This is a genomic window from Sphingomonas pituitosa NBRC 102491, assembly GCF_001598435.1.
Classification (GTDB): domain Bacteria; phylum Pseudomonadota; class Alphaproteobacteria; order Sphingomonadales; family Sphingomonadaceae; genus Sphingomonas; species Sphingomonas pituitosa.
In genome coordinates, this window is record NZ_BCYY01000019.1 from 47910 (window position 1) to 69270 (window position 21361).

The window sequence follows — 21361 nt, forward strand, 5'->3', positions numbered from 1 at the left end:
CACGGGATGGCGCGTCTTGCCAGCCGCTTGCGTTCGCCGGGCCGGGACAGGTGCCTCAGCCGTCCAGCCCTGCGGCAAAGGCCAGCCGCAGGGCTTCGGACAGGCTGCGTGCCTCCAGCTTGGCCATCGCATTGGCCCGGTGGACCTCCACCGTGCGTGGCGAGATGCCGAGATCATAGGCGATCGTCTTGTTCGGATGCCCGCGTACCAGTCCGCGCAGCACGTCCTGTTCGCGCGGCGATAGCATGGCGATGCGGCGTTCCGCCTCTGCCTGGCTGGCAACGGCCGCGTCGCCTTCCTCCAGCCGCTCGAAGCCGCGTTCGAGGGCAGCGACCAGAGCATCCTTTTCGAACGGCTTTTCCAGGAAATCCAGTGCACCGCCCTTCATCGCCGCGACCGCGGTGCCGACATCGCCGTGCCCGGTCAGCACGATCACCGGCAGCTTGACGCCGCGCCTGGCAAGCTCGGCCTGCACTTCGATCCCGTCCATCTCCGGCATGCGCACGTCGAGCAGGATGCAGCCGGGCTTCGCCTCCTCGATCTTGTCCAGGAACGCGACGCCGGAGGGATAGGTGTCGACGTCATAGCCCGAGGTGCGCAGCATGAAGCTGGTCGACCGACGGACCGATTCCTCGTCATCGACAAGGTGGATGCGCTTGCGCTCGCTCATGCGGGTTCCTCGTGTGCGGACATCAGGGTGAAGTTGAAGATCGTGCCGCCCTCGGCGCGCGGCTCGGCCCAGATCCGGCCGCCATGCGCCTCGACGATGGTGCGGCAGATCGACAGGCCGAGGCCCATGCCCTGTTCCTTCGTGGTGGCGAAGGCCTGGAACAGCCGCGGGGCCTGTTCGGGCGCGATGCCGGGGCCGCTGTCCGCCACCCACACCCGCACCAGGTTGCGCGGCGCCACTTCCGATCCGATGGTGATCTCGCGCACCGGGCTTTCCGCCATCGCCTCGATCGCGTTGCGGATCAGGTTGACCAGCACCTGCTGGATCTGCACCCGGTCGCACAGCACCGCCGTGGCGTGCGGATCGAGCGCGTAGAAGGCGCGGACGCCCAGTTCGCGCGCGCCGGTAAGCGCCAGGCGGCTCGCTTCGTCGATCAGCCGGGGCAGGTCGACCAGCCCCATGTCCGCCTCGCCGCGCGCGACGAACGCACGCAGGCGCCGCACGATGTTGCCGGCCCGGAGCGCCTCCTTGACCGACTCCTCCATCGCTTCCTGGATCATCGCCTGATCCTCGGGATCGTCGCTGTTCCGCGCCATCAGGTTGCGACCCGCCTCCAGATAGTTGGCGATCGCGGTGAGCGGCTGGTTGAGCTCGTGCGCCAGCGTCGAGGCCATGGTGCCCATGGCGGACAGGCGCGAGACGTGGATCAGCTCCGACTGGAGTTCCTTCAGCTGGAGTTCGGCGCGCTGCTCGTCGGTCAGGTCGCGGATGAAGCCGGTGAAGATGCGGTGGCCCTCGCTGCTCGCCTCGCCGACCTGCAGCTCCATCGGGAAATCGGTGCCGTCGCGGCGCTGGCCGACGACGATGCGGCCGATGCCGATCACCCGCCGCTCGCCGGTGGTGAGGTAGCGGGAGAGGTAGCTGTCGTGCAGCTGCGCATCGGGCGCCGGCATCAGCATGCTGACGTTGCGGCCGATCACGTCGGCCTCCTTCCAGCCGAAAAGACGCTCGGCGGCGGCGCTGAACGAGAGGATGATGCCCTGGTCGTCGATCACCACCATCGCCGAGGGCACGGTGGCGAGAATCGAGCGCAAGTGGAGCGCGCTGCCGGCAAGCGCCGTCTGCGAAGCCTTGTGATCGGTGATGTCGCGAAACACCTCGGCATAGCCGCGCAGCGAACCATCGGCATCGATCAGCGCGGTCAGCTGCACTTCGGCCAGATATTCGCTGCCGTCGCGGCGGATCCGCCAGCCTTCCTCGATCAGCCGGCCGGCGTCGCGGGCACGGTCGAGGTCGCGCGCCGGCTTGTCGGCGCGGGCTTCGGCGGCGGGATAATGGAGCGCCAGTCCGGCATTCGCGAGATCTGCGGGCGTCCAGCCGTCGAGCAGCTCGACTCCGCGGCTCCAGCTCGCGATCCGCCCGTCCGCGTCGAGCAGGAAAACCCCCCGGTCGCTCGCCGCCTCGAACAGCAACGCCATCGCCGCGGGATCATGTGCAGGCCGATCCGTCATAAACTCCGATACTTGTGCGCGCTGTTTCTCACTCCGTACGCATCCTCCCGCCGGCACGCTAGGATTTGATCACGGTCAAAGTAAAGGCCGGGCAACCGCGGCACGATTTCGCTCTTCCTGATGGAGGCGGAAATGCTCGACGTCATCGGCAGCAATTACCTGTATATGATCCTGGTCGCGATGGGGATTTTCACCCTCGCCCTCGCGTTCGTCAGCCTCAGCGAGTACATGCATCCGCGGGATCGGTGATCGCCACGGGCTTCCCCCGCGGCCCGCGCCGCGCTAGCGCGCTTGCATGACTGCGAACCTGTCGATCGCCGGCCTGGAACTGGGCGGTACCAAATGCGTGGCAACCTTGGGCAGCGGGCCCGGCGACGTGCGCGAACAGCATGTCGTGCCGACCACGGACCCTGCGACCACCCTCGCCGCGATCGAAGCGGTGCTGGATGGCTGGCGCTTCGATGCGATCGGCATCGCCAGCTTCGGGCCGATCGAGCTCAACCCGGCGCGGCCGAATTTCGGCTCGATCATCGCGACGACCAAGCCCGGCTGGAACGATACCGATCTCGTGCGGCGCCTCGCAGCCCGCTACGGCAAGCCGCTGGCGATCCAGACCGACGTCAACGGCGCAGCGGTGGCGGAGGCGCGGTGGGGCGCTGCGGCCGGGCTGTCTACCCACGCCTATATCACCATCGGCACCGGCGTGGGCGTGGGGCTGGTGGCCAATGGCCGCCCGATCATGGGCTATGCGCATGGCGAGGCCGGGCACATGCGCTCGGCCCGCGCGCCGGGCGACGGCTTTGCCGGCTGGTGCCCGTACCATGGCGATTGCGCAGAGGGGCTGCTTTCCGGCCCTGCGCTGGCGGCGCGATTCGGTCGCCCGGGGCAGGAGGTCGGCGACGATGCGCCCGAATGGGACTATTTCGCGCACGATCTCGCCGCGCTGCTCCACAACCTGATCGTCAGCCTTGCGCCCGAGCGGATCGCGATCGGCGGCGGCGTGATGACCAAGCGACCGCAGCTGTTCGGCGCAGTGCGCGAGAAGGTGGCGGCGATGATCAACGGCTATGGCGCGCTGGCCGGCTATTGCGCCGAGCTCGACACGCGCGTCGGCCCGCCGGGGCTGGGCGACATGGCGGGCCCGCTGGGCGCGATCGCGATGGGGCTGGAAGCGCTCGATCGCTGAAAAGCGCGGGCCGGGGGTTGCATCCCGGCCACAAGCGGCATAGAGGGCGCACCCTCGGTCGGGGCGTAGCGCAGCCTGGTAGCGCATCACACTGGGGGTGTGGGGGTCGCAGGTTCGAATCCTGTCGCCCCGACCAAGCCACACCCAACACTTCCTCAAAATCGTCGGATCGTTGCGGAGACGCGGCCTTAGGGGAACTCCCCCTTTGCACGCCCGCGCATGCCACCCATATGCGCGTCCATGAACGACAAGAACACCGCGTGGCACGGCACGACGATCCTCTCCGTGCGCAAATCCGGAAAAGTGGTGATCGCGGGCGACGGCCAGGTTTCGGCCGGCAACACCGTGATGAAGCCCAACGCGCGCAAGGTGCGCCCCTTGGGCGACGGCAAGGTGATCGCGGGCTTTGCCGGCGCCACTGCCGATGCCTTCACCCTGTTCGAGCGGCTGGAGGCCAAGCTGGAACGCCACCACGGCCAGCTGCTGCGCGCGGCGGTGGAGCTCGCCAAGGACTGGCGCACCGACAAATATCTCCGCAACCTGGAGGCGATGCTGCTCGTCGCCGACAAGGAGGTGACGCTGGTCATCACCGGCAATGGCGACGTGCTGGAACCCGAGGCGCATGAGCATGGCATCGTCGCGTCGATCGGATCGGGCGGCAATTTCGCGCTCTCCGCGGCGCGGGCGCTGATCGAGTACGAACCCGATGCCGAAGTGGTCGCGCGCAAGGCGATGGCGATCGCCGGTGAGCTGTGCGTCTACACCAACGACCGGCTGACCCTGGAGACGTTGGACAGCGTCGCCTGACCCCTTTTCAGCCCTTCCTCCTGGGAGGAGGGGATGGGGGTGGAGGGATCCCAGACCAGATGTTGGTCTCGGTGAGACTCTGCCCCACTCCAACCCCTCCCCTGAAGGAGAGGGGCTTCAGATCCGAGAGACCAAATGAACCAGAATCTCACCCCCAAGACGATCGTCGCCGCGCTCGACGCGCACATCATCGGCCAGCGCGACGCCAAGAAGGCCGTTGCGGTCGCGCTGCGCAATCGCTGGCGCCGGCAGCAGCTCGCCGCCGACCTGCGCGACGAGGTGACGCCGAAGAACATCCTGATGATCGGGCCCACCGGTTGCGGCAAGACCGAGATCAGCCGCCGCCTCGCCAAGCTGGCCGACGCGCCCTTCGTGAAGGTGGAAGCGACCAAGTTCACCGAGGTCGGCTATGTCGGCCGCGACGTCGAGCAGATCGCCCGCGACCTGGTCGAAGAGGCGATCCGGCTCGAGAAGGAGCGCCGCCGCTCGGCGGTGAAGGACAAGGCCGAGGAAGCGGCGATGGGCCGGCTGCTCGACGCGCTGACCGGCAAGGATTCGAGCACCGCGACGCGCGAGGCGTTCAAGCAGCGCTTCAACGAGGGCCTGCTCGACAATACCGAGATCGAGATCGAGGTGGAGCAGGCGCCGCAGATGCCGTTCGACATCCCCGGCGGCGCGCCGCAGATGATCAACCTGTCGGAGATGATGAAGGGCCTGACCGGCACGCCGCTCAAGCGCCGCAAGCTCAACGTCCGCTCGGCCTGGGAAAAGCTCGTCGAGGAAGAGGCCGACAAGCGCCTCGACCAGGACGAGGTGAGCCGGGTGGCGCTGGCGGACGCGGAAGCGAACGGGATTGTCTTCCTCGATGAGATCGACAAGATCGCCGTGTCCGACGTGCGCGGCGGTTCGGTGAGCCGCGAAGGCGTGCAGCGCGACCTGCTGCCGCTGATCGAGGGCACTACCGTTGCCACGAAGTATGGCCCGATGAAGACGGACCATATCCTGTTCATCGCGTCCGGCGCGTTCCATGTGGCGAAGCCCAGCGACCTGCTGCCCGAGCTGCAGGGCCGCCTGCCGATCCGGGTGGAGCTGAAGGCGCTGACCGAGGAGGATTTCGTCGCGATCCTTTCCGACACCAAGGCGAGCCTGGTGCGGCAATATGCCGCGCTGCTCGGCACCGAAGGCGTCTCGATCGACTTCACCGAGGACGGCATTCGCGCGGTCGCCAAGATCGCCGCCGAGGTGAATGCCGAGGTGGAGAATATCGGTGCCCGCCGGCTGCAGACGGTGATGGAGAAGCTGCTCGAGGAAGTCAGCTTCGAGGCCGAGGACCGTGGCGGCAGCGCCGTGGTGATCGATGCGGCCTATGTCGACCAGCAGCTCGCCAGCGTGGCGCGGAACACGGATCTCAGCCGCTACGTGCTGTAACGCTGCTCCCTTGAGCCCCTCCTCCTTGGAGGAGGGGTTGGGGGTGGAGGGATTCCAGGACGCCTGTTGATCTCGGTGAGACACGGCCCCACCCCCAGCCCCTCCCCTAAAGGGGAGGGGCTTGAGTAGCATCTACCCCAACGATCTGTCAGGTTCCCGCGACCGAATCGATCCCGGGGGATTCCATGAAGAAACTCGTAATCGCCACGCTGCTGGCCGGTGCCGCCGCGGCACCGCTGCTCGCCCAGACCGGCACGCCCACGCCGCCGGTCGCAGCGAAGAAGCCCTACACCGTCAAGGCACCCTTCGGCGCGACGCGCGAGGACCCCTATTACTGGCTGCGTGACGATACGCGGAAGAACCCCGAGATGCTCGCCTATCTCGCCGCCGAGAATGCCTATGCCGATGCGGTGCTGGCGCCGACCAGGCCCAAGGCGGACGCGCTGTATCGCGAGATTGTCGGCCACATCAAACAGGACGACGCGAGCGTCCCCTACGCCAGGCACGGCTATTTCTATTACACCCGCTTCGATACCGGTGCCGACTATGCCGTGGTCGCGCGCCGCAAGGGCAGCATGGCCGCGCCGGAACAGATCCTGTTCGATCAGCCCATGATGGCCAAGGGCAAGAGCTTCTTCCAGATCGGTACCTGGCGGGTGAGCCCCGACAATGCCCGCATCGCCTGGGCCGAGGACACGGTCGGGCGGCGGCAATATGTCCTGAAGGTGAAGGACATCGCCACCGGCACGCTGCTCGCCGACACGGTGTCGAACATCGAGGCCGGGCTGGTGTGGTCGGCGGACGGCAAGACGATCTTCTATGTCGAGAAGGATCCGGTGACGCTGCTCGGCACGCGGGTGAAGGCGCATGTGCTCGGCACCCCCGCCTCGGCCGACCGGCTGGTCTATACCGAGAAGGACGACACCTTCTACATGAGCATCGGCGCCACCACCGACGAGCGCTATATCTGCATCAACCTCCATTCGACCGTGAGCGACGAGCAGCGCTGCGCCCCCGCCGCGAACCCGGTGGACTTCAAGCCAGTCGCCCCGCGGGAGCGCGACTTCCTGTACAATGCCGATCATCTCGGCGGGCGCTGGATCGTCCGCACCAACTTCCAGGCGCCCAATTACCGGATCATGGTGGTGCCCGATGCCAAGGCGGCGGCGGGCCGTGCGGCCTGGACCGATCTGGTGCCGACCAGCGACCAGGTCTTCATCGAGGGCTTCCAGCCGTTCAACCGCTTCCTTGCGATCGAGGAGCGATCGGGCGGCAACAAGCGGCTGCGGATGCTGACCCCTGCCGGGAAAAGCAGCTTCGTCGGCGCGGACGAGCCTGCCTATGTGATGAACCTCGACGTCAACGAGGATCCGGCCAGCCCGGTGCTGCGCTACACCTATGGCTCGCTGGTAACCCCGACCACGACCTATGAGGTCGATGCCGTAACCGGCAAGCGCACGGTGCTGAAGGTGCAGCCGGTGCCGGGCTATGACGCCTCCAAGTACGTCACCGAGCGCGTCTGGGCGACCGCGCGCGACGGCACCAGGGTGCCGGTGAGCCTGGTCTACGCCAGGACCTTCCAGAAGAACGGCACCGCCGCACTGTTCCAGTACGCCTATGGCAGCTACGGCAATTCGACCGATCCCAGCTTCAACCCCATGCTGCCGAGCATGCTCGATCGCGGCATGGTCTATGCCATCGCGCATATCCGCGGCGGGCAGGAAATGGGTCGCCACTGGTATGACGACGGCAAGATCTTCCACAAGAAGAACAGCTTCACCGACTTCGTCGACGTGACGCGCTTCCTGGTGGACCAGGGCTATGCCGCCAAGGGGCGCGTCGCGGCGATGGGCGGCAGCGCGGGCGGGTTGCTGATGGGCGCGGTGGCGAACCTGGCGCCGCAGGACTATCGCGTGATCATCGCGCAGGTGCCCTTCGTCGACGTGGTGACGACGATGCTCGACACCTCGATCCCGCTGACCACCGGCGAGTTCGACGAATGGGGCAACCCGGCCGAGAAGCGCTATTACGACTATATGCTGAGCTATTCGCCGTACGACAATGTGACGGCGCAGGCCTATCCGGCGCTCTATGTCGGCACCGGGTTATGGGACAGCCAGGTGCAATATTACGAGCCGACCAAATGGGTGGCGAAGCTGCGCGCGACCAAGACCGACGCGAACCCGCTGGTGTTCCGCGTCAACATGGAAGCGGGCCATGGCGGCAAGTCCGGCCGGTTCGAGCGGTACCACCAGAATGCGGAATATCTCGCCTTCGCACTCGACCAGCTGAAGGTGCAGTGACGGGTCCGGGGGCGGCTGCCGGTCAGCCGCCCTTCGGCCGGGTATAGGGCGTGAACTTGCCCATCCGGCAATAACCGCTGGGAATGCTCGTCCCCGGGGTCAGCACGCGGAACTGGTCGTTGCGGCAGAGCTGCCCGCCGCGCATCTCTACGATCACCGTGGTCAGCGGCGCGAGCGAGGGGCATTCGGCGACCAGATCGTTGCGATACAGTCGCGCGCCCTGGCGGTAGATCAGCGTCCGCGTGTCGATGATCTGGGGCCCGTCGATCATGCCGGGATTGATGCAGTCCTGCGGCTTGCCCGGTACCCGGTCGCCCAGTGCATCGGCGAGCTCGCGTCGTGCCTGGGCATCGCGCTGCGCCTGATATTCGGCATTCTGGACGCAGCCGGCGAGCGCCAGCGCGCCGGCGGTGATGATGACGAAACGCATCCTCTTTCTCCTTCCGGCTCCTGCGACTCAGCCGGCAAAACTATCCTTGGCCGCGCGACGTTCGGCGAGCATGCGCGCATCGGTGGCGCGGAGAAAGGGGTTCGTCGCCCGCTCCGCCGCGATCGTGGTGGGCACGGTCGCCTCGCCCGCCGCCCGCAGCCCTTCCACTTCCGCCAGGCGGGCGGCGATCGCGGCATTGTCCGGCTCGGCGACCCGCGCATAGCGACCGTTGGAGAGGGTATATTCGTGCGCGCAATAGACCTGCGTCTCGCCCGGCAGCGCGGCGAGGCGCTGCATATTGGCGAACATCTGCTCGGGCGTGCCCTCGAACAGCCGCCCGCAGCCCATCGCGAACAGCGTGTCGCCCACGAACACCAGCGCGTCCCCGGCGAAGTGGTAGGCGATGTGGCCCGCCGTATGCGCCGGCACTTCGAGCACGGTCGCGCCGTGGCTGCCGATCGCCACCGCGTCGCCTTCGCCGACCAGCCGATCGGCGGTGGGGATCTTCGCTGCTTCGGCGGCAGGCGCGATCACGGTGCAGCCGGTCGCGGCCTTCAGCGCGGCGTTGCCGCCGGTATGATCGGGGTGCCAGTGGGTGTTCCAGATCGCCGTCAGCGTCCAGCCTCGCTCGGCCAGCGCGGCCAGCACGGGCTCGGCCTGGGCGGGATCGACCACGATCGTCTCGGCCGAGACGGGATCGTGGACCAGCCAGACGTAATTGTCGCTGAGCGCAGGAATGCGGACGATCTGGAGCGCGGTCATCGCCTCACCATTCGCCGGTATTCGGCATCGATGCCCAGGGCTCCTGCGGCGGCAGATGGCCGTCCTGGAGCAGCTCGATCGAAATGTTGTCGGGCGTGCGGACGAACGCCATGTGGCCGTCGCGCGGCGGCCGGTTGATCGTCACCCCGGCATCCTGCAGCCGCTGGCAGGTTTCGTAGATGTCGTCGACCTGGAAGGCGAGGTGGCCGAAGTTGCGGCCGCCGGTGTAGGTTTCCGGATCCCAGTTGTGGGTCAGCTCCACCTCGGCGGTACCGCGGCCGGTTTCGGGATCGATGTCCGCATCGCTGGCGAGATAGATCAGCGTGAAGCGGCCCTTCTCGCTGGTGATGCGGTGCGTCTCCTTCAGGCCGAGTAGCGCGAAAAAGGCGATCGTCGCATCGGGATCGGTGACGCGGATCATGGTGTGGAGGAACTTCACGGGGCACTCCCTGATTGGCTTTGTCTGCCAGATAGGGGTGCCCGGCGCCAGGTTCCACCCGGCTATTTGGCCGGGGCGGCGTCGAACTGGGCGAGCGCGGCGCGCGCGGCGGTCGCCTGCGGACTGGTCGGCGCGGCGACGAGCACCTTGTTCCAGGCCGTCTTGGCGGCGGCTTCGTCGCCGCTCGCGGCAGCGATGTTGCCGGCCTCGAGCTGCACCGCGGCGTCGTCGCCGGCGCGCTTCACCGCCTCGGCGATGTCCTTCTGCGCACGCGGCAGGTCGTTCATCCGCCGGGCGAGCGTCGCGGACAGCAGCCAGGCGAGCGGATCGTCGCCCGCCTTGGCGATCGCCACATCGATATCGGCCCGCGCCCCGGCATTCTCGCCCGCGGCGACCGCAGCGCGGGCACGATCGAGATAGGCCTCGCCCAGCGCCAGCCCCTTGAGCATGCCGCTGGCCAGCGCGGCGTTGATCGCGGCGCGGGCCTTGGGCGGCTTCTTGGCGGCGAGCCAGGCATTGCCTGCCTGGGTCCAGTAAATTGCGGCGCGGGTACCATCCTTCGCCGTCTCGGCTTCGCCTGCGGCTTCCTCGAAAGCGGCGGCGGCGGAATCCCAGCGTCCCTGGTTGGTATAGGCAACGGCGAGGCACTGGCGGGCGAACATGCCGCCCTTGTCGGCGCCCCATTTCACCGCCTCGTCGATCGCCGCACCCGGGTCGCCGGTGGCGAGGTCCATGCACTTGGTGAAGCGCGGCGGCTCGCCCGCGGGCGCCGGTGCAGCGGCCTTGGCCGCCGCGGCGCGCGCGCGCTCGGCATCGCGCAGCACCGGGCCGGACTTGGGCGGAAGCGCCGTGGTCTGCTGCTGGGCGATCAGCAGGAGGAGGGGGAAGAGCATGCGGTCAGTACGTCCTCGGTGGCGCGGAGCAGCAGGCGGATGTCGGCGTCGCGCGACAGGCGGTGGTCTCCGCCCTTGACCAGCGTTACCTGCACATCGTCTGAACGGAGCGTGTCGGCAAGGCGCAGCGCCAGTTCCCACGGCACTTCCGCATCGCACTGGCCCTGGAGCAGGCGCACGGGGCCGGCAAAGCCGATCGGCGCTTCCAGCACCAGATTGGCCTCGCCCGAGGTCCAGAAGGGCAGGGTGGTGACCATCGGTTCGGGGCCGTAATCGCTGGGCTGCTCGAGGCGGCCCTGCTCGGCGAGCACGGCCTTCTCCGCGTCGGTGAAGCCCCAGCGGGTGAAATCGGGGGCGGCGGCGATGCCGACCATGCCGATCACCCGCTCCGGCCGCGCCTGCGCCACCAGCAGCATCAGCCAGCCGCCCATCGACGAGCCGACCAGCACCACGGGCCCTTCCGCCAGGCTGTCGATCATGTGCAGCGCATCGTCGCGCCAGCTGGCCAGCGTCTGGTCCTCGAATGCGCCGGGGCTTTCGCCGCAGCCCGCATAATCGAAGCGGAGGAACGCCTGGCCGCGTGCCTGCGCCCAGGCCTCCACCGCGAGCACTTTCGACCCCTGCATGTCCGATCGGTAGCCGGGCAGGAAGACGATGGTGGGCGAGGCGCCGGGCGTGTGGTGGTGGGCGAGGGACGGGCGGGTCATGCGCGGCGGTGTAGCCTTTCGTGCCGCTCGCCGCCAGCGACGGAACCGATCACCGACATCGGGATTGATCGTAGGACATCGCCGGCCCGAAGGAGTACATACGAGGCATGAGCACTGTAGAAAAAGCCATCGCCCTGCCAGTCCGCCGGTTCGTCCCGGGCACGCAGCTGATCTTCGGCGCCGCGATCGCAGTGTCGGGCCTGTCGGTGCTGGCCGGCAAGCTGATCGGCCTGCTGCCCTAACGCGAAGGCGAATCGCCGCACATCGTGCGAAGCGCCTGCCACTGCGCCGCGTCGAGCGCCGGCCGGTAGGTGGCCCCCGCGCGTGCACTTTCCTTGAAGGTGCGTTCGCGCGACGACGAAAGCGGGTGCGAGGAGAGATAGTTCAGCAGCAGGCCGGCATTGCCGGGCTCCTTGTCCTGCTGCGCCAGGCGGGCGAACAGCGCCGCGGTGGGCAGGGGAGAAATGTCGGCGGCCTGGAGCCTGCCGATGGCATAGCCGTCCGCCCCGGCTTCGGCCTTGCGCGAATAGCGGGCGTTGAGCAGTGCGTTGCCATAGCCGCTGATGTTGCTGCCGAAGCCGCCGAGCAGCAGCTTGAGGCCATATTGGCGGACCAGCGATTCCATCCCGTCGTGATGCGCGACATGGCCGAGCTCATGGCCCAGCACGCCGGCGACCTCGTCGGGCGAGGCTGCATTCTGGATCAGCCCGTCGAACAGCACGACCTGGCCGCCGGGAAAGGCGACGGCGTTGACCATGGGCGCGTGGACGACCCGGATGGTCACGTCTCCGTCCTGTCGCAGCCGGGCACCCAGCGCCTTCAGCGCCGCATTCCCCTCCCGCGTCGAACAGGCGTAGGTACCGAGATTGCCGACCATCAGCCGCCCCATGCGCTGCTCGACCGATTTCGGGATCAACCGTGCGATCAGCGGCGGCAGCTTGAGCGTGAAGCCCACGGTGAGGATCGCCAGCACCGCGAGCACGCCGATCGAGCGCCACAGGCCGAACCGATCGATCCACTTCCCGTAGCGCGCCGGCTTTGGCAGCTGGACGGCGATTTCGGACGGCGGGAATTCCATGAAGGTGATCCGCCAGCCCGGCCGTCCCTTCAGGCCGAAGGCGCGTTCGTGGTGGGAAGTGCCGTGTGGCTCCAGATCGGCAAAGGCATAGGGGCCGGGATCGGCATCGTCGCCATGCAGCGTGAAATAGCGTTCGTCGGCACCCGGCACGATGGCCGGCATGCGCCGTTGGCCGCTGCGGCCGTCATAATGCCAGACCCGGGTTTCCACCTGTTCCCCTCCCTCAGAATGCGCCCATGTCCAAGCTATCGAACAGTCCTTCGCCCTGGCGGGGGGCGGGGGTGGTCGATTGGGTGAACTGCTCCGCGTCCAGCATACCATAAGCGCGAAGATGCCGAACGAAGAAGGCCCAGTTGCGATAGCTGACGAACGCCGCGCCGACGCCCAGCGTGCAGACCACCAGCGCGGCATTGCCCAGCGTCAACTTCAGCCAGTCCATCGTGCGGGCGGTGAACTCGAACTCGAGATGGCCGAGCGTGAGATTGTTGATCCCCTGGCGGAAATAGGCGGCGTAGTAGCTCAGCCCGACAAGACCGAGCAGGCCGGCGAACAACAGGTACAGGACGATGCCGCCGCCGATCACGAAGAGCGGGTTGGGCTGGCCGTCCGCTGCCTTCAGGCCAACGGCGTAGGCCAGCAGCACGGCGAGGATCACCGTCATCAGCGGGACGAGATAGAATGGCAGATAGCGCCGCATCAGGCCGTTGGTGAGCGCGCCGCTGCGGAAGGGATAGGGGCCGAAGCTCATCGCGTTCCAGCGCTCGTTCCACATGCTGATCATCGCCCAAGGCACCAGCAGGCCGAACACGAAGCTGCCGACCAGCGAATGCCCCACATAGGAGAGCGCGTAGCGGAACCCCTGTGCGTCGCTGCCGCCGCGAATGCCGTGCCAATAGGTGCGGCTGAGGCGATAGCGAAGCGCGCGGAAGATCGCGAGACCGCCCAGTGCGAACAGGAAGCCGTAGCTCAGCGGGAACAGCAGCACCCCGACGATGCGGCCGATCGTCGAACCCTGCAGTACCAGCCCCCCGGCCAGCAGGTTGAGCGCGGCGATCGGCACGAGCACGAGCAGCATCACCAGCAACGAGCCGAGGAACAGCTCGCGGCCGGTGCCGGTCCATTCCAGCCGATCGTCGATGAAGCGTGTCTGGCTCCACAGGTAGCGCCGGGTGCGGGTCCGCGCCCAGAAGCTGTACAGCCCCAGCGTCACCATGGTGAGCAGCAGGTTGGTGAAGGCGATCGGCGCGTATTCGCGCCAAGATCCGGTGAATTCGAACGCGCCGCGTTCGCTCTCATGTTCCATGGAAGTCCCCCTTTGGCCGCCAGCGCTAGCGGCCAAAGGTTGACGTTATATGATCATTGCGCAGCGGTGAAGGTGTCGCACTGGCGCGGGTCGCCGCTTTCCAGGCCGCGCTTCAGCCACGCCATGCGCTGCGCCGAGGTGCCATGGGTGAAGCTGTCCGGCACCACGCTGCCCTGCGCCTCGCGCTGGAGGGTATCGTCGCCGATCGCGTTCGCGGCGGTCATGCCTTCCTCGATGTCGCCGGGTTCCAGCCGGTCGCGGTTTCGCGCCGCCCAGACGCCGGCATAGCAGTCGGCCTGCAGTTCCAGCTTCACCGACAGGCGGTTGCCCTCGGTCTTCGAGCCGCGGGCCTGCGCCTGCGAGACTTCGGTGGAGGTGCCGAGCAGGTCCTGGATATGGTGGCCCATCTCGTGCGCGATCACATAGTCGCGGGCGAAATCGCCCTTGGCGCCGAAGCGGTTCTGCAACTCGTCGAAGAAGGTCGTGTCGATATACACGCCGTCGTCGCTAGGGCAGTAGAACGGGCCTACCGCCGAGGTAGCGGCGCCGCAGCCGGTGTTCGCGCCGCCCTTGAAGAAGTTGATCGTCGCGGGCTGATAGTCGTTCCGCCCCATTTCCTGGAAGATCTTCGCCCAGGTGAGGTCGGTGCTGCGCATCACCCGGCACGCTTCGAGCCGCCGTTCGTTGACGCGGCATACCTGCTGGCCGGACTGGCCCGCCGTCGGCGAGCGCCCGGCGCTGCCGCCGCCGCTCGATCCCAGCATGCCGCCGCCGCCACCCAGGCCGAACATCACCAGCGCGATGATGCCGATCAGCACGATGCCGCCGCAGCCCATGCCCCGGCCGAGGAACATCGGCAGCAGGCCCAGCAGCGGAAAGCCGCCGCCACCGCCGCCCGAGCCCAGGTCGCGGGCATTGTCGGTAGGATCCAGATCGTCGAGCCGCATCGGGCCTCCCCATTGTTTGCTTGGCGTCACAATGCGCCAGCGCGCCGTGCGTTGCACGCGTTCTGACGAGGTTCGTATTGCTCCGCAGCATGGGATGGGCCACATCGCGTGCCATGGCCGATGCCGACTCCCGCCCGCACCGCCGCCGCCATGCCGCACCAGGCATGCCGTTGCCGGACACCGTTGCCTTGGTGCTGCAGGGAGGCGGGGCACTCGGTAGTTTCCAGGCCGGGGTGATCGAAGAGCTGGCCACCGCCGGAATCGACGTGGACTGGGTGGCCGGGATTTCGATCGGTGCGGTCAACGCCGCGCTGTTCGCCGGCAATCCGCCCGAGAAGCGGCTGGGTGCGATCCGCGCCTTCTGGGAGCAGGTCACCTCCGCCCTGCCGGACTTCTCGCTGCCGCTGAACGATCAGCTGCGCGAGATCGCCCATGAATGGTCGGCCGGCGCGGTGATGCTGGGCGGCGTGCCCGGCTTCTTCCGCCCGCGCCCGATCCCGCCCGCCTTCGCGGTGCCCGGTACGCCCGAGGCGCTGAGCTTCTACGACACCAGCCCCTTGCGCGAGACGCTGGACCGGCTGATCGACTGGGATTTGCTCAACGACGGGCCGGTTCGCCTCTCGGTCGGCGCGGTCAATCTGCACAGCGGCAACTTCCGCTATTTCGACACGCGCGACGAGCGCATCGACGCACGGCACATCATGGCGTCTGGTGCGTTGCCGCCCGGGCTGCCGCCGGTCGAGATCGACGGCTGCTGGTATTGGGACGGGGGACTCGTTTCCAACACCCCGCTCACCCACGTCCTCGATCGGCAGGAGGCCGAGATGCTCGTCTTCCAGGTCGACCTGTTCCCCGCCGAGAACGCACTGCCGCGCACGATCATGGACGTGATGGGGCGCGAGAAGGAAATCCGCTTCTCCAGCCGTACCCGCGCCATTTCCGACGAGCGGCTCCGGCTGCGCAAGGCGCGCGAGACGGTGAAGGCGCTGCTCGACAAGCTGCCCGAACATATCGCCGACGAGCCCGAGGTGAAGGCCGTGCGCGATCTCGTGACCGAGTACCCGGTCAATGTCGTGCAGCTGATCTACCGCGCCAAGCTTTGGGAAGGCGGCTCGCGCGACTTCGAATTCTCCACGCGAACAATGCTCGAGCATTGGGAGTCCGGCCGCGTCGCAGTGGCCGAGACGATGGCCAATGCACGGCTCGTCGCGCAGAACATCCTCGACGGCAAGACTGCCGCCTTCGATCTCACCCAGCGTTAACAAGGAGTATGGCGATGTTCCTCAAGGGCAAGTCCGCGATCGTCACCGGGTCCACCTCGGGCATCGGCCTGGCATACGCCAAGGCGCTGGCGGCCGAGGGCGCGAACGTGCTGATCAACGGATTCGGCGATGCGGATGCGATCGAGAAGGAGCGCGCCGCGCTGGCGGAAACCAGCGGCGGCAAGGCGCTGTACGACGCGGCCGACATGACCAAGCCCGAGGCGATCGCCGCCATGGTCGCGCGCGCCGAGGCCGAGTTCGGCGCGGTGGACATCGTCATCTCCAATGCCGGCATCCAGCATGTCGCGCCGATCGACGAATTCCCGATCGAGAAGTGGGACGCGATCCTCGCGATCAACCTCAGCTCCACCTTCCACCTGATGCGCGCGGCGATCCCCGGCATGAAGGCGCGCAAATGGGGCCGGATCATCTCCACCGCCAGCGCCCACAGCCTGGTCGCCAGCCCCAACAAGGCCGCCTATGTGGCCGCAAAGCACGGCCTGGCCGGCCTCACCAAGACGGCGGCGCTGGAGGTGGCGACGCACGGCATCACGGTGAACTGCATCTCGCCGGGCTATGTCTGGACGCCGCTGGTGGAGAACCAGATTCCGGACACGATGAAGACGCGCGGTCTGACGCGCGAGCAGGTGATCAACGACGTGCTGCTCGATGCCCAGCCGACCAAGGAATTCGTGCTGCCCGAGCAGGTCGCGGCGCTGGCGCTGTTCCTGTGCCGCGACGAGGCCGCGCAGATCACCGGATCGAACTATTCGATCGACGGCGGCTGGACGGCCGAATGATGCGGCACACGCTCGTCGTCCTCGGTCTCGGCGCCACGCTGGCGGGATGCAGCGTCTATCGCGAGGCGACCACGCCGGGGATGGACACCAGCCTCACCTGGCGGCGGATCGCCACGGATGTCGATCGCACCAAGCTGCGCAACTGGCGCAAGGCGTGGAGCGAGGCGCTGCCGCTCGCCCGCGCGGCCGACGCGAAGCTGATCGACGGCGATCCGGCACTGTTCGATCCCGACCGTGCGCAGGCCGATGCGATGCCGCCGGCCGGCGCCTATCGCTGCCGCATCTTCAAGCTCGGCGGCGGCGGCACCGCGGTCAGCGCGATCGTGACCTATGACTGGCGCCCCTGCGCGCTCGGCGAGGACGGCCAGCTGCGCCATTTCCGCATGGACGGCGGCGTGCAGCGGCCGGAGGGGAACTTCTTCCCGGACCTGACCGCGCGGGTCATCTTCCTCGGCACGCTGGAAGTGGGGGACGACAGCGCGCCGCTTCGCTACGGCCTCGACGACCGGCGCGACCTGATCGGCTATGGCGAGCGGATCGGCGACAAGCGCTGGCGGCTGGTGCTGCCCTATCCCTCGTTCGAATCGAAACTGGACGTGATCGAGATCGCACCCGCGGTTTGACATCCGCAGTTTGACAGGGGCGCGGCCAGGCGTGACACTCGGGCCGATGATGCGAAAGGGGCCCCGATGTTCACGTCTTTCCTGCTGGCCGGGGCGATGAGCCTCGGCACGCCCGCCGCTGCCGCCGCCGATCCGGTGCGCGATGCCACGGCGAAAGCGATGCCGCAGCTGATGGCGCTCTACCGCGACCTGCACGCCCATCCCGAACTCAGCCTGCACGAGGTGCAGACCGCCGCGAAGCTCGCTGCCGCCGCGCGCGAGGCAGGCTATGACGTTACCGAGAAGGTGGGCGGCACCGGCGTCGTCGCGGTGCTGCGTAACGGCGCGGGCCCCGTGCTGCTGATCCGCGCGGACATGGACGGGCTGCCGGTCATCGAGAATACCGGGCTGCCCTTCGCCTCCAAGGTGCGCGCGACGACCGACGAGGGGATCGAAAGCGGCGTGATGCATGCCTGCGGGCACGACACCCACATGGCGAGCTGGGTCGGCACGCTGCGCAACCTGGCGGCGATGAAGGACCGCTGGCACGGCACCGTGGTGATGATCGCCCAGCCTGCCGAAGAGCGCGGCCGCGGCGCCAAGGACATGCTGGACGACGGGCTGTTCACCCGCTTTCCCAAGCCTGGCTATGCAATTGCCTTTCACGACAGCGCCAGCCTGCCGGCCGGGCAGATCGGCATCACGCCGGGCTATGCCCTGGCCAATGTCGACTCGGTCGATCTGGTGGTGAAGGGGGTGGGCGGCCACGGCGCCTATCCGCACACGACCAGGGATCCGATCGTGCTTGCCGCGCGGATCGTAACGACGCTGCAGACGCTGGTCAGCCGTGAGATGGACCCGCAGCAGCCGGCGGTGGTGACGGTGGGCGCGATCCATGGCGGATCGAAGCACAACATCATCGGCAACGACGTGACGATGCTGCTCACCGTGCGCAGCTTCACGCCCGAATCGCGCCAGCAGCTGCTCGACGGCATCGCCCGCATCGCCCGCGGCGAGGCGATCGCGGCGGGCGTGCCGGAGGACCGGATGCCGGTGATGAAGGTGAAGGACGAATTCACCCCCGCCACCTTCAACACCCAGCCGCTCGCCGGGCGGCTGCAGGGCCTGTTCGCTACGCGCTTCGGCAAGGACCGGGTGGTGGAAACCAAGGCGGTGATGGGCGGCGAGGATTTCAGCCGCTACTGGCTGGCCGACAAGAGCATCCAGAGCACGATCTTCTGGGTGGGCGGCGTGCCCCAGGCCAAATGGGACGCGGCGCAGGGCGGCAAGGCGATGCTGCCGTCGCTCCACAGCGCCGAATGGGCGCCCGATGCGGAGGCGGTGGTCGGCACCGCGACCGAGGCGCTGACCGCGGCGGCGCTGGACATTCTGAAGCGGTAGGACTGAAGCGGTAGGACGAGCGTTCCCGGTCGTGCGCCCGGAATAGCCTCAGAGTTTGCCGAACACCGCCTCATAGCCAGCGGTGTCGCCGGTGGCGAGGAAGCGCGCCTGCTCGATCCAGCGATCGCGCGTCATGCGGCCCTGGAAACTGCCAAGCTGAGCGTCGAGCGCCGTGGCGGCTGCCTCGTCCAGCGCCGCCAGCTGGGCGAAGCGGGTGATACCCAGTTCGTTGAGGCGCGCAGCCAGCTTGGGGCCTACGCCCTTCAGCCGGGTGAGGTCGTCGCCGTCGGTCTCGGACGCTGCCGGTGGCGGCGCGGCGTTGGTGTCGGCGGCGAGTGCGGCCGAAGGCGCCGCGACCGGTGCGGCGGCGGCGATCGGCTCGTCGTCGAGCGGCGTGGGAGCGGTATCCGGCAGCGGTGCGTCGGCAGCGCTCGGCGGCGGCGACAGCGTCCCCATCGGCTCGGGTGCGTCGGCGACGTCGAGCTCGCCCCGCTCCGCGAGCTCCGCCCGCGCCTGGCGACGGCGCATGGCAAGCCGGGCACCCCAGACCAGGATGAAGACTGCCAGCGCCGCACCAAGGGCGATGAGGACGAAGGAGGTGGTCAGCCAGCCCGTCTCGCTGGTCGCGGCGACCGCGCCATAGCCCTGGGAAACCTGATCGTTCATGCGCGCCGCTCCAAGATTTCGGTTGCCTGACCTTCCCTTAGCGCGCGGTACAGCAACGTCCAGCCATCTGCGTGCGGGGCGGGGCGCAGAGATTGGCGACCGAAGCATGGCAGCCGTCGACAGGCAGTGAGACAAAGCGGCGTCTCAACGCCTAGCCGCGCGCTCCACCCCATCTCTGAAGCCGCTGCAGCGCGCCGAGCAACGTTTCGGTCGCCAGATCTCCGCTTTCGGCAAAACCGAGTAACCTGGCCGCCGCTTCGCGTGCGAAGATATCCTCCGGATCGTCATGAAGCATCGTCTTCAGGAAGCCCAAGGCCCGCCGATCGCGTCGGCGGCCAAGCCCGATGATCGCCTCGTACCGAACGTCGGCATCGTCGTCCGATAGACGTGTTGCCAATGCCTCCCGAATTTCCGGCGAATCGTCTTCACTTTGTTGGCCGAGACCGAATGTTGCCCAGTTGCGGACGTCGGCGCATCGATCCTCCATCAACAAGAGAAGCGCGGCGGTAGCGGCCAGCTGGTCCACCGCCCCGAGTGCGAACGCTGCGGCGTAGCGGATGCGTTCCCAAGGATGGTCTGCGAAAGGAATGATGTACGAAGCGGCGCGCGCGCGATCGATGTGCTGAAGCGCGAAGATCGCGCTGAAAACCACCTGGCGATCGTCGTCGTCGAGAAGCGGAAGGACGGCCGAGAAGCAATCCTCCGGAAAGGTTCGTTCCGGTAGGCCGATTTGCCCGAGAATATCTGCGGCTCGGGCACGCTCCGCAGGATCATCCGATCCGATCAGCGCAACGGCGCGATCAAGGACCTCGCGTGATCCGCGCCAATGCAGCGCAGCGACGGCGTCCCACGCGGCATCCTCGTCCGCTTCCAACGCCGCTTGAAAGAGCTCGGATACAGAGTGGATGTCACGCGCGGGGCTGGCCATGCGATCCGCATACCCGTCAGCGCCCATGGCCGCTATCCAGAGTAGCCTCCAACCGCGTCAGGGTGCGATCCGGGATCCGGTTGCCGGGCGACCTCGCCTGGAGGAAGCCCGGTGCAGGGAAGGTCGGCCGGGCGGTCGCCGCACGGCTGCCCGCTTCGGGCTTGCCCCGCGGCGTCCGGCCCGCAGGCGATGACGATCCGCCTCGGGGCGCCAGGCGCAAGACAGATGCGCGCACCTTCCCGACGATGGTGCATGGGCGGCGACATCGGCGTGCAACCGGTGCGGAACCGCGTCCGCACGCGCGACCCGGAGGCGAGCCGGGCCTGGCCGGCATCGTGCGCAGGACGGACGCGTGGTTCCCGCAGTCGGCCGCGCGCCTCCGCTGATCACGCGCGCGTCTTCCGCTTCTGGTCGACCAGAACGGCTCGTTGCCAGGGGCCCGGCGCCTTGTCCGTACGGTGGATGCACCCCGCCCAGCAGCATGGCCGCTTCTTGCCTTCCAGCAGTTCCTCGCAGGTTCGCCGGATGCGGCGTTCGCGAGTGGCGGGCTGCCTCGCATCCTCCACCCAGCAGATGAACTCGTTGCGGCCCAGCGGCGTGAGGCCAGACCAAAGCGAAAACAGCTTTTGGTCTGATCGGATCGCGGCCTGCAGGTCGTCGCCTGCGTCATGAACCATTCCCTGGGGGAAGGTGCTTTCCATACGGCCTCCGAACTGGCGGACTCGAAACGGTGCTCCCGCAGGTCGGGATCCGTCGGCTGCGGAGACTGCACGCGCTGCCGCCAGATGTCGATGACGGAGGCACTTCCGACCGGCAGTGGCGCAGTACTGGGCGCAGCGCGGCCCCGAGCATCGCCGAGCCGGCGTTCCCGGCCCCTCTGGCAGACCGCCCCCCGAAGAGTTGCGGGCCTGCCAGGATATATGTCCCGGCAGACCCGTCCCCCGCGCTTGCGCGCTGCGGGAAGCACGAGAGGGGGTTAACCCGCGCCGCCCGTTTCAAACTGCTCCCTTCGCCTTCGTCCCTTTCGCGCGCGCCGGTCTTTCGATCGGGCGGGTCGGGCGATGGCAGTGATGGCAAAACGCGAAATCGAACAACTGGCTGAGCACCCACGCCTGCTCGGCGACGCTCCATTCCGCCCATGCTTCACGCGTCACCCCCAGGCGGCCGCAATGCTCACAAGCGACTTCCAGCGGCGTATCGACGGGGGTGATCCGCGCGTTCATCACGCGGCCCCTTGT

The 21361-nt window shown here is 67.8% G+C and carries 23 protein-coding genes and 1 tRNA gene; 10 read left to right on the forward strand and 14 right to left on the reverse strand.

All coding sequences use genetic code 11. The features are described from left to right. Window positions 1-55: 55 nt before the first annotated feature. The gene (fixJ, locus tag SPI01S_RS15415) at window positions 56-670 is read right to left on the reverse strand and encodes a response regulator FixJ (protein WP_066724400.1); all 615 of its coding nucleotides are present in this window, start codon (window positions 668-670) and stop codon (window positions 56-58) included. After that, complete coding sequence (locus SPI01S_RS15420) at window positions 667-2181, reverse strand: PAS domain-containing sensor histidine kinase (protein ID WP_066724402.1); 1515 nt, start codon at window positions 2179-2181, stop codon at window positions 667-669. Before SPI01S_RS15420 ends, fixJ begins: the two co-directional genes overlap by 4 nt. A gap of 295 nt (window positions 2182-2476) precedes the next feature. On the opposite strand from SPI01S_RS15420, the gene SPI01S_RS15425 reads away from it, so the two are divergent. The 5 genes from SPI01S_RS15425 to SPI01S_RS15445 all read left to right on the forward strand — a co-directional run bounded on the left by SPI01S_RS15425 (window position 2477) and on the right by SPI01S_RS15445 (window position 7905). Then, on the forward strand, window positions 2477-3367 hold the full coding sequence (locus tag SPI01S_RS15425) for an ROK family protein (RefSeq protein ID WP_066724404.1): 891 nt from the start codon (window positions 2477-2479) through the stop codon (window positions 3365-3367). Between the two features lie 59 nt (window positions 3368-3426). Then, a tRNA-Pro gene (locus SPI01S_RS15430) sits at window positions 3427-3503 on the forward strand. Window positions 3504-3607: 104 nt separating this feature from the next. Next, window positions 3608-4174, forward strand: a complete 567-nt coding sequence (gene hslV / locus SPI01S_RS15435; protein ID WP_066724406.1) for an ATP-dependent protease subunit HslV — start codon at window positions 3608-3610, stop codon at window positions 4172-4174. Window positions 4175-4309: 135 nt separating this feature from the next. Further along, entirely contained in the window at window positions 4310-5602 is a 1293-nt protein-coding gene (gene hslU / locus SPI01S_RS15440; protein ID WP_066724409.1) for an ATP-dependent protease ATPase subunit HslU, read from the forward strand. Window positions 5603-5787: 185 nt separating this feature from the next. Then, window positions 5788-7905 carry a S9 family peptidase gene (locus SPI01S_RS15445; protein WP_066724411.1) on the forward strand — a complete coding sequence of 706 codons (2118 nt, stop codon included), beginning with the start codon at window positions 5788-5790 and terminating at the stop codon, window positions 7903-7905. Between the two features lie 22 nt (window positions 7906-7927). Here the strand turns inward: SPI01S_RS15445 and SPI01S_RS15450 are convergent, their stop codons facing one another. The 5 genes from SPI01S_RS15450 to SPI01S_RS15470 form a co-directional block, all read right to left on the reverse strand. Further along, a complete protein-coding gene (locus SPI01S_RS15450; RefSeq protein WP_084253506.1) occupies window positions 7928-8335 on the reverse strand; it encodes a hypothetical protein in 408 nt (135 codons plus the stop codon). Window positions 8336-8362: 27 nt separating this feature from the next. After that, window positions 8363-9097 (reverse strand): hydroxyacylglutathione hydrolase, encoded by a 735-nt coding sequence (gene gloB / locus SPI01S_RS15455; protein ID WP_066724415.1) that lies wholly within the window; start codon window positions 9095-9097, stop codon window positions 8363-8365. 4 nt (window positions 9098-9101) lie between these two features. After that, complete coding sequence (locus SPI01S_RS15460; protein ID WP_066724418.1) at window positions 9102-9536, reverse strand: VOC family protein; 435 nt, start codon at window positions 9534-9536, stop codon at window positions 9102-9104. Window positions 9537-9598: 62 nt separating this feature from the next. Continuing rightward, window positions 9599-10429, reverse strand: a complete 831-nt coding sequence (locus tag SPI01S_RS15465) for a tetratricopeptide repeat protein (protein WP_084253507.1) — start codon at window positions 10427-10429, stop codon at window positions 9599-9601. Continuing rightward, window positions 10405-11136: an alpha/beta hydrolase gene (locus tag SPI01S_RS15470; protein ID WP_066724421.1), complete on the reverse strand. Its 732-nt coding sequence runs from the start codon at window positions 11134-11136 to the stop codon at window positions 10405-10407. Before SPI01S_RS15470 ends, SPI01S_RS15465 begins: the two co-directional genes overlap by 25 nt. A 107-nt stretch (window positions 11137-11243) precedes the next feature. Between SPI01S_RS15470 and SPI01S_RS23265 the strand changes: the two genes are divergently transcribed. Beyond that, a complete protein-coding gene (locus tag SPI01S_RS23265; protein ID WP_281179445.1) occupies window positions 11244-11378 on the forward strand; it encodes a hypothetical protein in 135 nt (44 codons plus the stop codon). Here the strand turns inward: SPI01S_RS23265 and SPI01S_RS15475 are convergent. The 3 genes from SPI01S_RS15475 to ypfJ are packed head-to-tail and all read right to left on the reverse strand — an operon-like array spanning window position 11375 to window position 14464. Beyond that, window positions 11375-12424, reverse strand: a complete 1050-nt coding sequence (locus SPI01S_RS15475; RefSeq protein ID WP_066724424.1) for a M48 family metallopeptidase — start codon at window positions 12422-12424, stop codon at window positions 11375-11377. The two genes, SPI01S_RS23265 and SPI01S_RS15475, sit on opposite strands and share 4 nt — an antisense overlap. Window positions 12425-12437: 13 nt before the next feature. Beyond that, window positions 12438-13517 (reverse strand): YjgN family protein, encoded by a 1080-nt coding sequence (locus SPI01S_RS15480; RefSeq protein ID WP_066724427.1) that lies wholly within the window; start codon window positions 13515-13517, stop codon window positions 12438-12440. Window positions 13518-13570: 53 nt separating this feature from the next. Further along, a complete protein-coding gene (ypfJ, locus tag SPI01S_RS15485; RefSeq protein ID WP_066724430.1) occupies window positions 13571-14464 on the reverse strand; it encodes a KPN_02809 family neutral zinc metallopeptidase in 894 nt (297 codons plus the stop codon). Between the two features lie 113 nt (window positions 14465-14577). On the opposite strand from ypfJ, the gene SPI01S_RS15490 reads away from it, so the two are divergent. The 4 genes from SPI01S_RS15490 (at window position 14578) to SPI01S_RS15505 (ending at window position 18529) form a co-directional block, all read left to right on the forward strand. After that, window positions 14578-15726 (forward strand): patatin-like phospholipase family protein, encoded by a 1149-nt coding sequence (locus SPI01S_RS15490; RefSeq protein WP_066724433.1) that lies wholly within the window; start codon window positions 14578-14580, stop codon window positions 15724-15726. A 14-nt stretch (window positions 15727-15740) separates the two neighbouring features. Further along, the gene (locus SPI01S_RS15495; protein ID WP_066724568.1) at window positions 15741-16526 is read left to right on the forward strand and encodes a 3-hydroxybutyrate dehydrogenase; all 786 of its coding nucleotides are present in this window, start codon (window positions 15741-15743) and stop codon (window positions 16524-16526) included. After that, the gene (locus SPI01S_RS15500) at window positions 16523-17149 is read left to right on the forward strand and encodes a DUF4893 domain-containing protein (RefSeq protein ID WP_066724436.1); all 627 of its coding nucleotides are present in this window, start codon (window positions 16523-16525) and stop codon (window positions 17147-17149) included. The genes SPI01S_RS15495 and SPI01S_RS15500 overlap by 4 nt, the downstream gene beginning before the upstream one ends. Before the next feature lie 66 nt (window positions 17150-17215). Next, on the forward strand, window positions 17216-18529 hold the full coding sequence (locus tag SPI01S_RS15505; RefSeq protein ID WP_066724438.1) for an amidohydrolase: 1314 nt from the start codon (window positions 17216-17218) through the stop codon (window positions 18527-18529). Between the two features lie 48 nt (window positions 18530-18577). Here the strand turns inward: SPI01S_RS15505 and SPI01S_RS15510 are convergent, their stop codons facing one another. From SPI01S_RS15510 to SPI01S_RS22395, 4 genes are all read right to left on the reverse strand, one after another. Then, window positions 18578-19195: a helix-hairpin-helix domain-containing protein gene (locus SPI01S_RS15510; RefSeq protein ID WP_066724440.1), complete on the reverse strand. Its 618-nt coding sequence runs from the start codon at window positions 19193-19195 to the stop codon at window positions 18578-18580. Between the two features lie 151 nt (window positions 19196-19346). Beyond that, window positions 19347-20123, reverse strand: coding sequence for a HEAT repeat domain-containing protein (locus tag SPI01S_RS15515; protein WP_169804529.1), 777 nt, complete (start codon window positions 20121-20123; stop codon window positions 19347-19349). Between the two features lie 386 nt (window positions 20124-20509). Beyond that, window positions 20510-20824, reverse strand: coding sequence for a YdeI/OmpD-associated family protein (locus SPI01S_RS15520; protein WP_066724444.1), 315 nt, complete (start codon window positions 20822-20824; stop codon window positions 20510-20512). 294 nt (window positions 20825-21118) lie between these two features. Next, window positions 21119-21346 carry a hypothetical protein gene (locus tag SPI01S_RS22395; RefSeq protein WP_157084735.1) on the reverse strand — a complete coding sequence of 76 codons (228 nt, stop codon included), beginning with the start codon at window positions 21344-21346 and terminating at the stop codon, window positions 21119-21121. Between the last annotated feature and the right edge of the window lie 15 nt (window positions 21347-21361).

Coding starts and splice junctions, on each gene's coding strand:
- SPI01S_RS15520 (WP_066724444.1), bottom strand. CDS start 20,824: ATGGAAAGCACCTTCCCCCAGGGAATGGTTCATGACGCAGGCGACGAC.
- SPI01S_RS22395 (WP_157084735.1), bottom strand. CDS start 21,346: ATGAACGCGCGGATCACCCCCGTCGATACGCCGCTGGAAGTCGCTTGT.
- SPI01S_RS15420 (WP_066724402.1), bottom strand. CDS start 2,181: ATGACGGATCGGCCTGCACATGATCCCGCGGCGATGGCGTTGCTGTTC.
- SPI01S_RS15505 (WP_066724438.1), top strand. CDS start 17,216: ATGTTCACGTCTTTCCTGCTGGCCGGGGCGATGAGCCTCGGCACGCCC.
- SPI01S_RS15515 (WP_169804529.1), bottom strand. CDS start 20,123: ATGGCCAGCCCCGCGCGTGACATCCACTCTGTATCCGAGCTCTTTCAA.
- SPI01S_RS15510 (WP_066724440.1), bottom strand. CDS start 19,195: ATGAACGATCAGGTTTCCCAGGGCTATGGCGCGGTCGCCGCGACCAGC.
- SPI01S_RS15480 (WP_066724427.1), bottom strand. CDS start 13,517: ATGGAACATGAGAGCGAACGCGGCGCGTTCGAATTCACCGGATCTTGG.
- SPI01S_RS15470 (WP_066724421.1), bottom strand. CDS start 11,136: ATGACCCGCCCGTCCCTCGCCCACCACCACACGCCCGGCGCCTCGCCC.
- SPI01S_RS23265 (WP_281179445.1), top strand. CDS start 11,244: ATGAGCACTGTAGAAAAAGCCATCGCCCTGCCAGTCCGCCGGTTCGTC.
- SPI01S_RS15465 (WP_084253507.1), bottom strand. CDS start 10,429: ATGCTCTTCCCCCTCCTCCTGCTGATCGCCCAGCAGCAGACCACGGCG.
- fixJ (WP_066724400.1), bottom strand. CDS start 670: ATGAGCGAGCGCAAGCGCATCCACCTTGTCGATGACGAGGAATCGGTC.
- hslV (WP_066724406.1), top strand. CDS start 3,608: ATGAACGACAAGAACACCGCGTGGCACGGCACGACGATCCTCTCCGTG.
- SPI01S_RS15490 (WP_066724433.1), top strand. CDS start 14,578: ATGGCCGATGCCGACTCCCGCCCGCACCGCCGCCGCCATGCCGCACCA.
- SPI01S_RS15500 (WP_066724436.1), top strand. CDS start 16,523: ATGATGCGGCACACGCTCGTCGTCCTCGGTCTCGGCGCCACGCTGGCG.
- hslU (WP_066724409.1), top strand. CDS start 4,310: ATGAACCAGAATCTCACCCCCAAGACGATCGTCGCCGCGCTCGACGCG.
- gloB (WP_066724415.1), bottom strand. CDS start 9,097: ATGACCGCGCTCCAGATCGTCCGCATTCCTGCGCTCAGCGACAATTAC.
- SPI01S_RS15425 (WP_066724404.1), top strand. CDS start 2,477: ATGACTGCGAACCTGTCGATCGCCGGCCTGGAACTGGGCGGTACCAAA.
- SPI01S_RS15495 (WP_066724568.1), top strand. CDS start 15,741: ATGTTCCTCAAGGGCAAGTCCGCGATCGTCACCGGGTCCACCTCGGGC.
- SPI01S_RS15450 (WP_084253506.1), bottom strand. CDS start 8,335: ATGCGTTTCGTCATCATCACCGCCGGCGCGCTGGCGCTCGCCGGCTGC.
- ypfJ (WP_066724430.1), bottom strand. CDS start 14,464: ATGCGGCTCGACGATCTGGATCCTACCGACAATGCCCGCGACCTGGGC.
- SPI01S_RS15445 (WP_066724411.1), top strand. CDS start 5,788: ATGAAGAAACTCGTAATCGCCACGCTGCTGGCCGGTGCCGCCGCGGCA.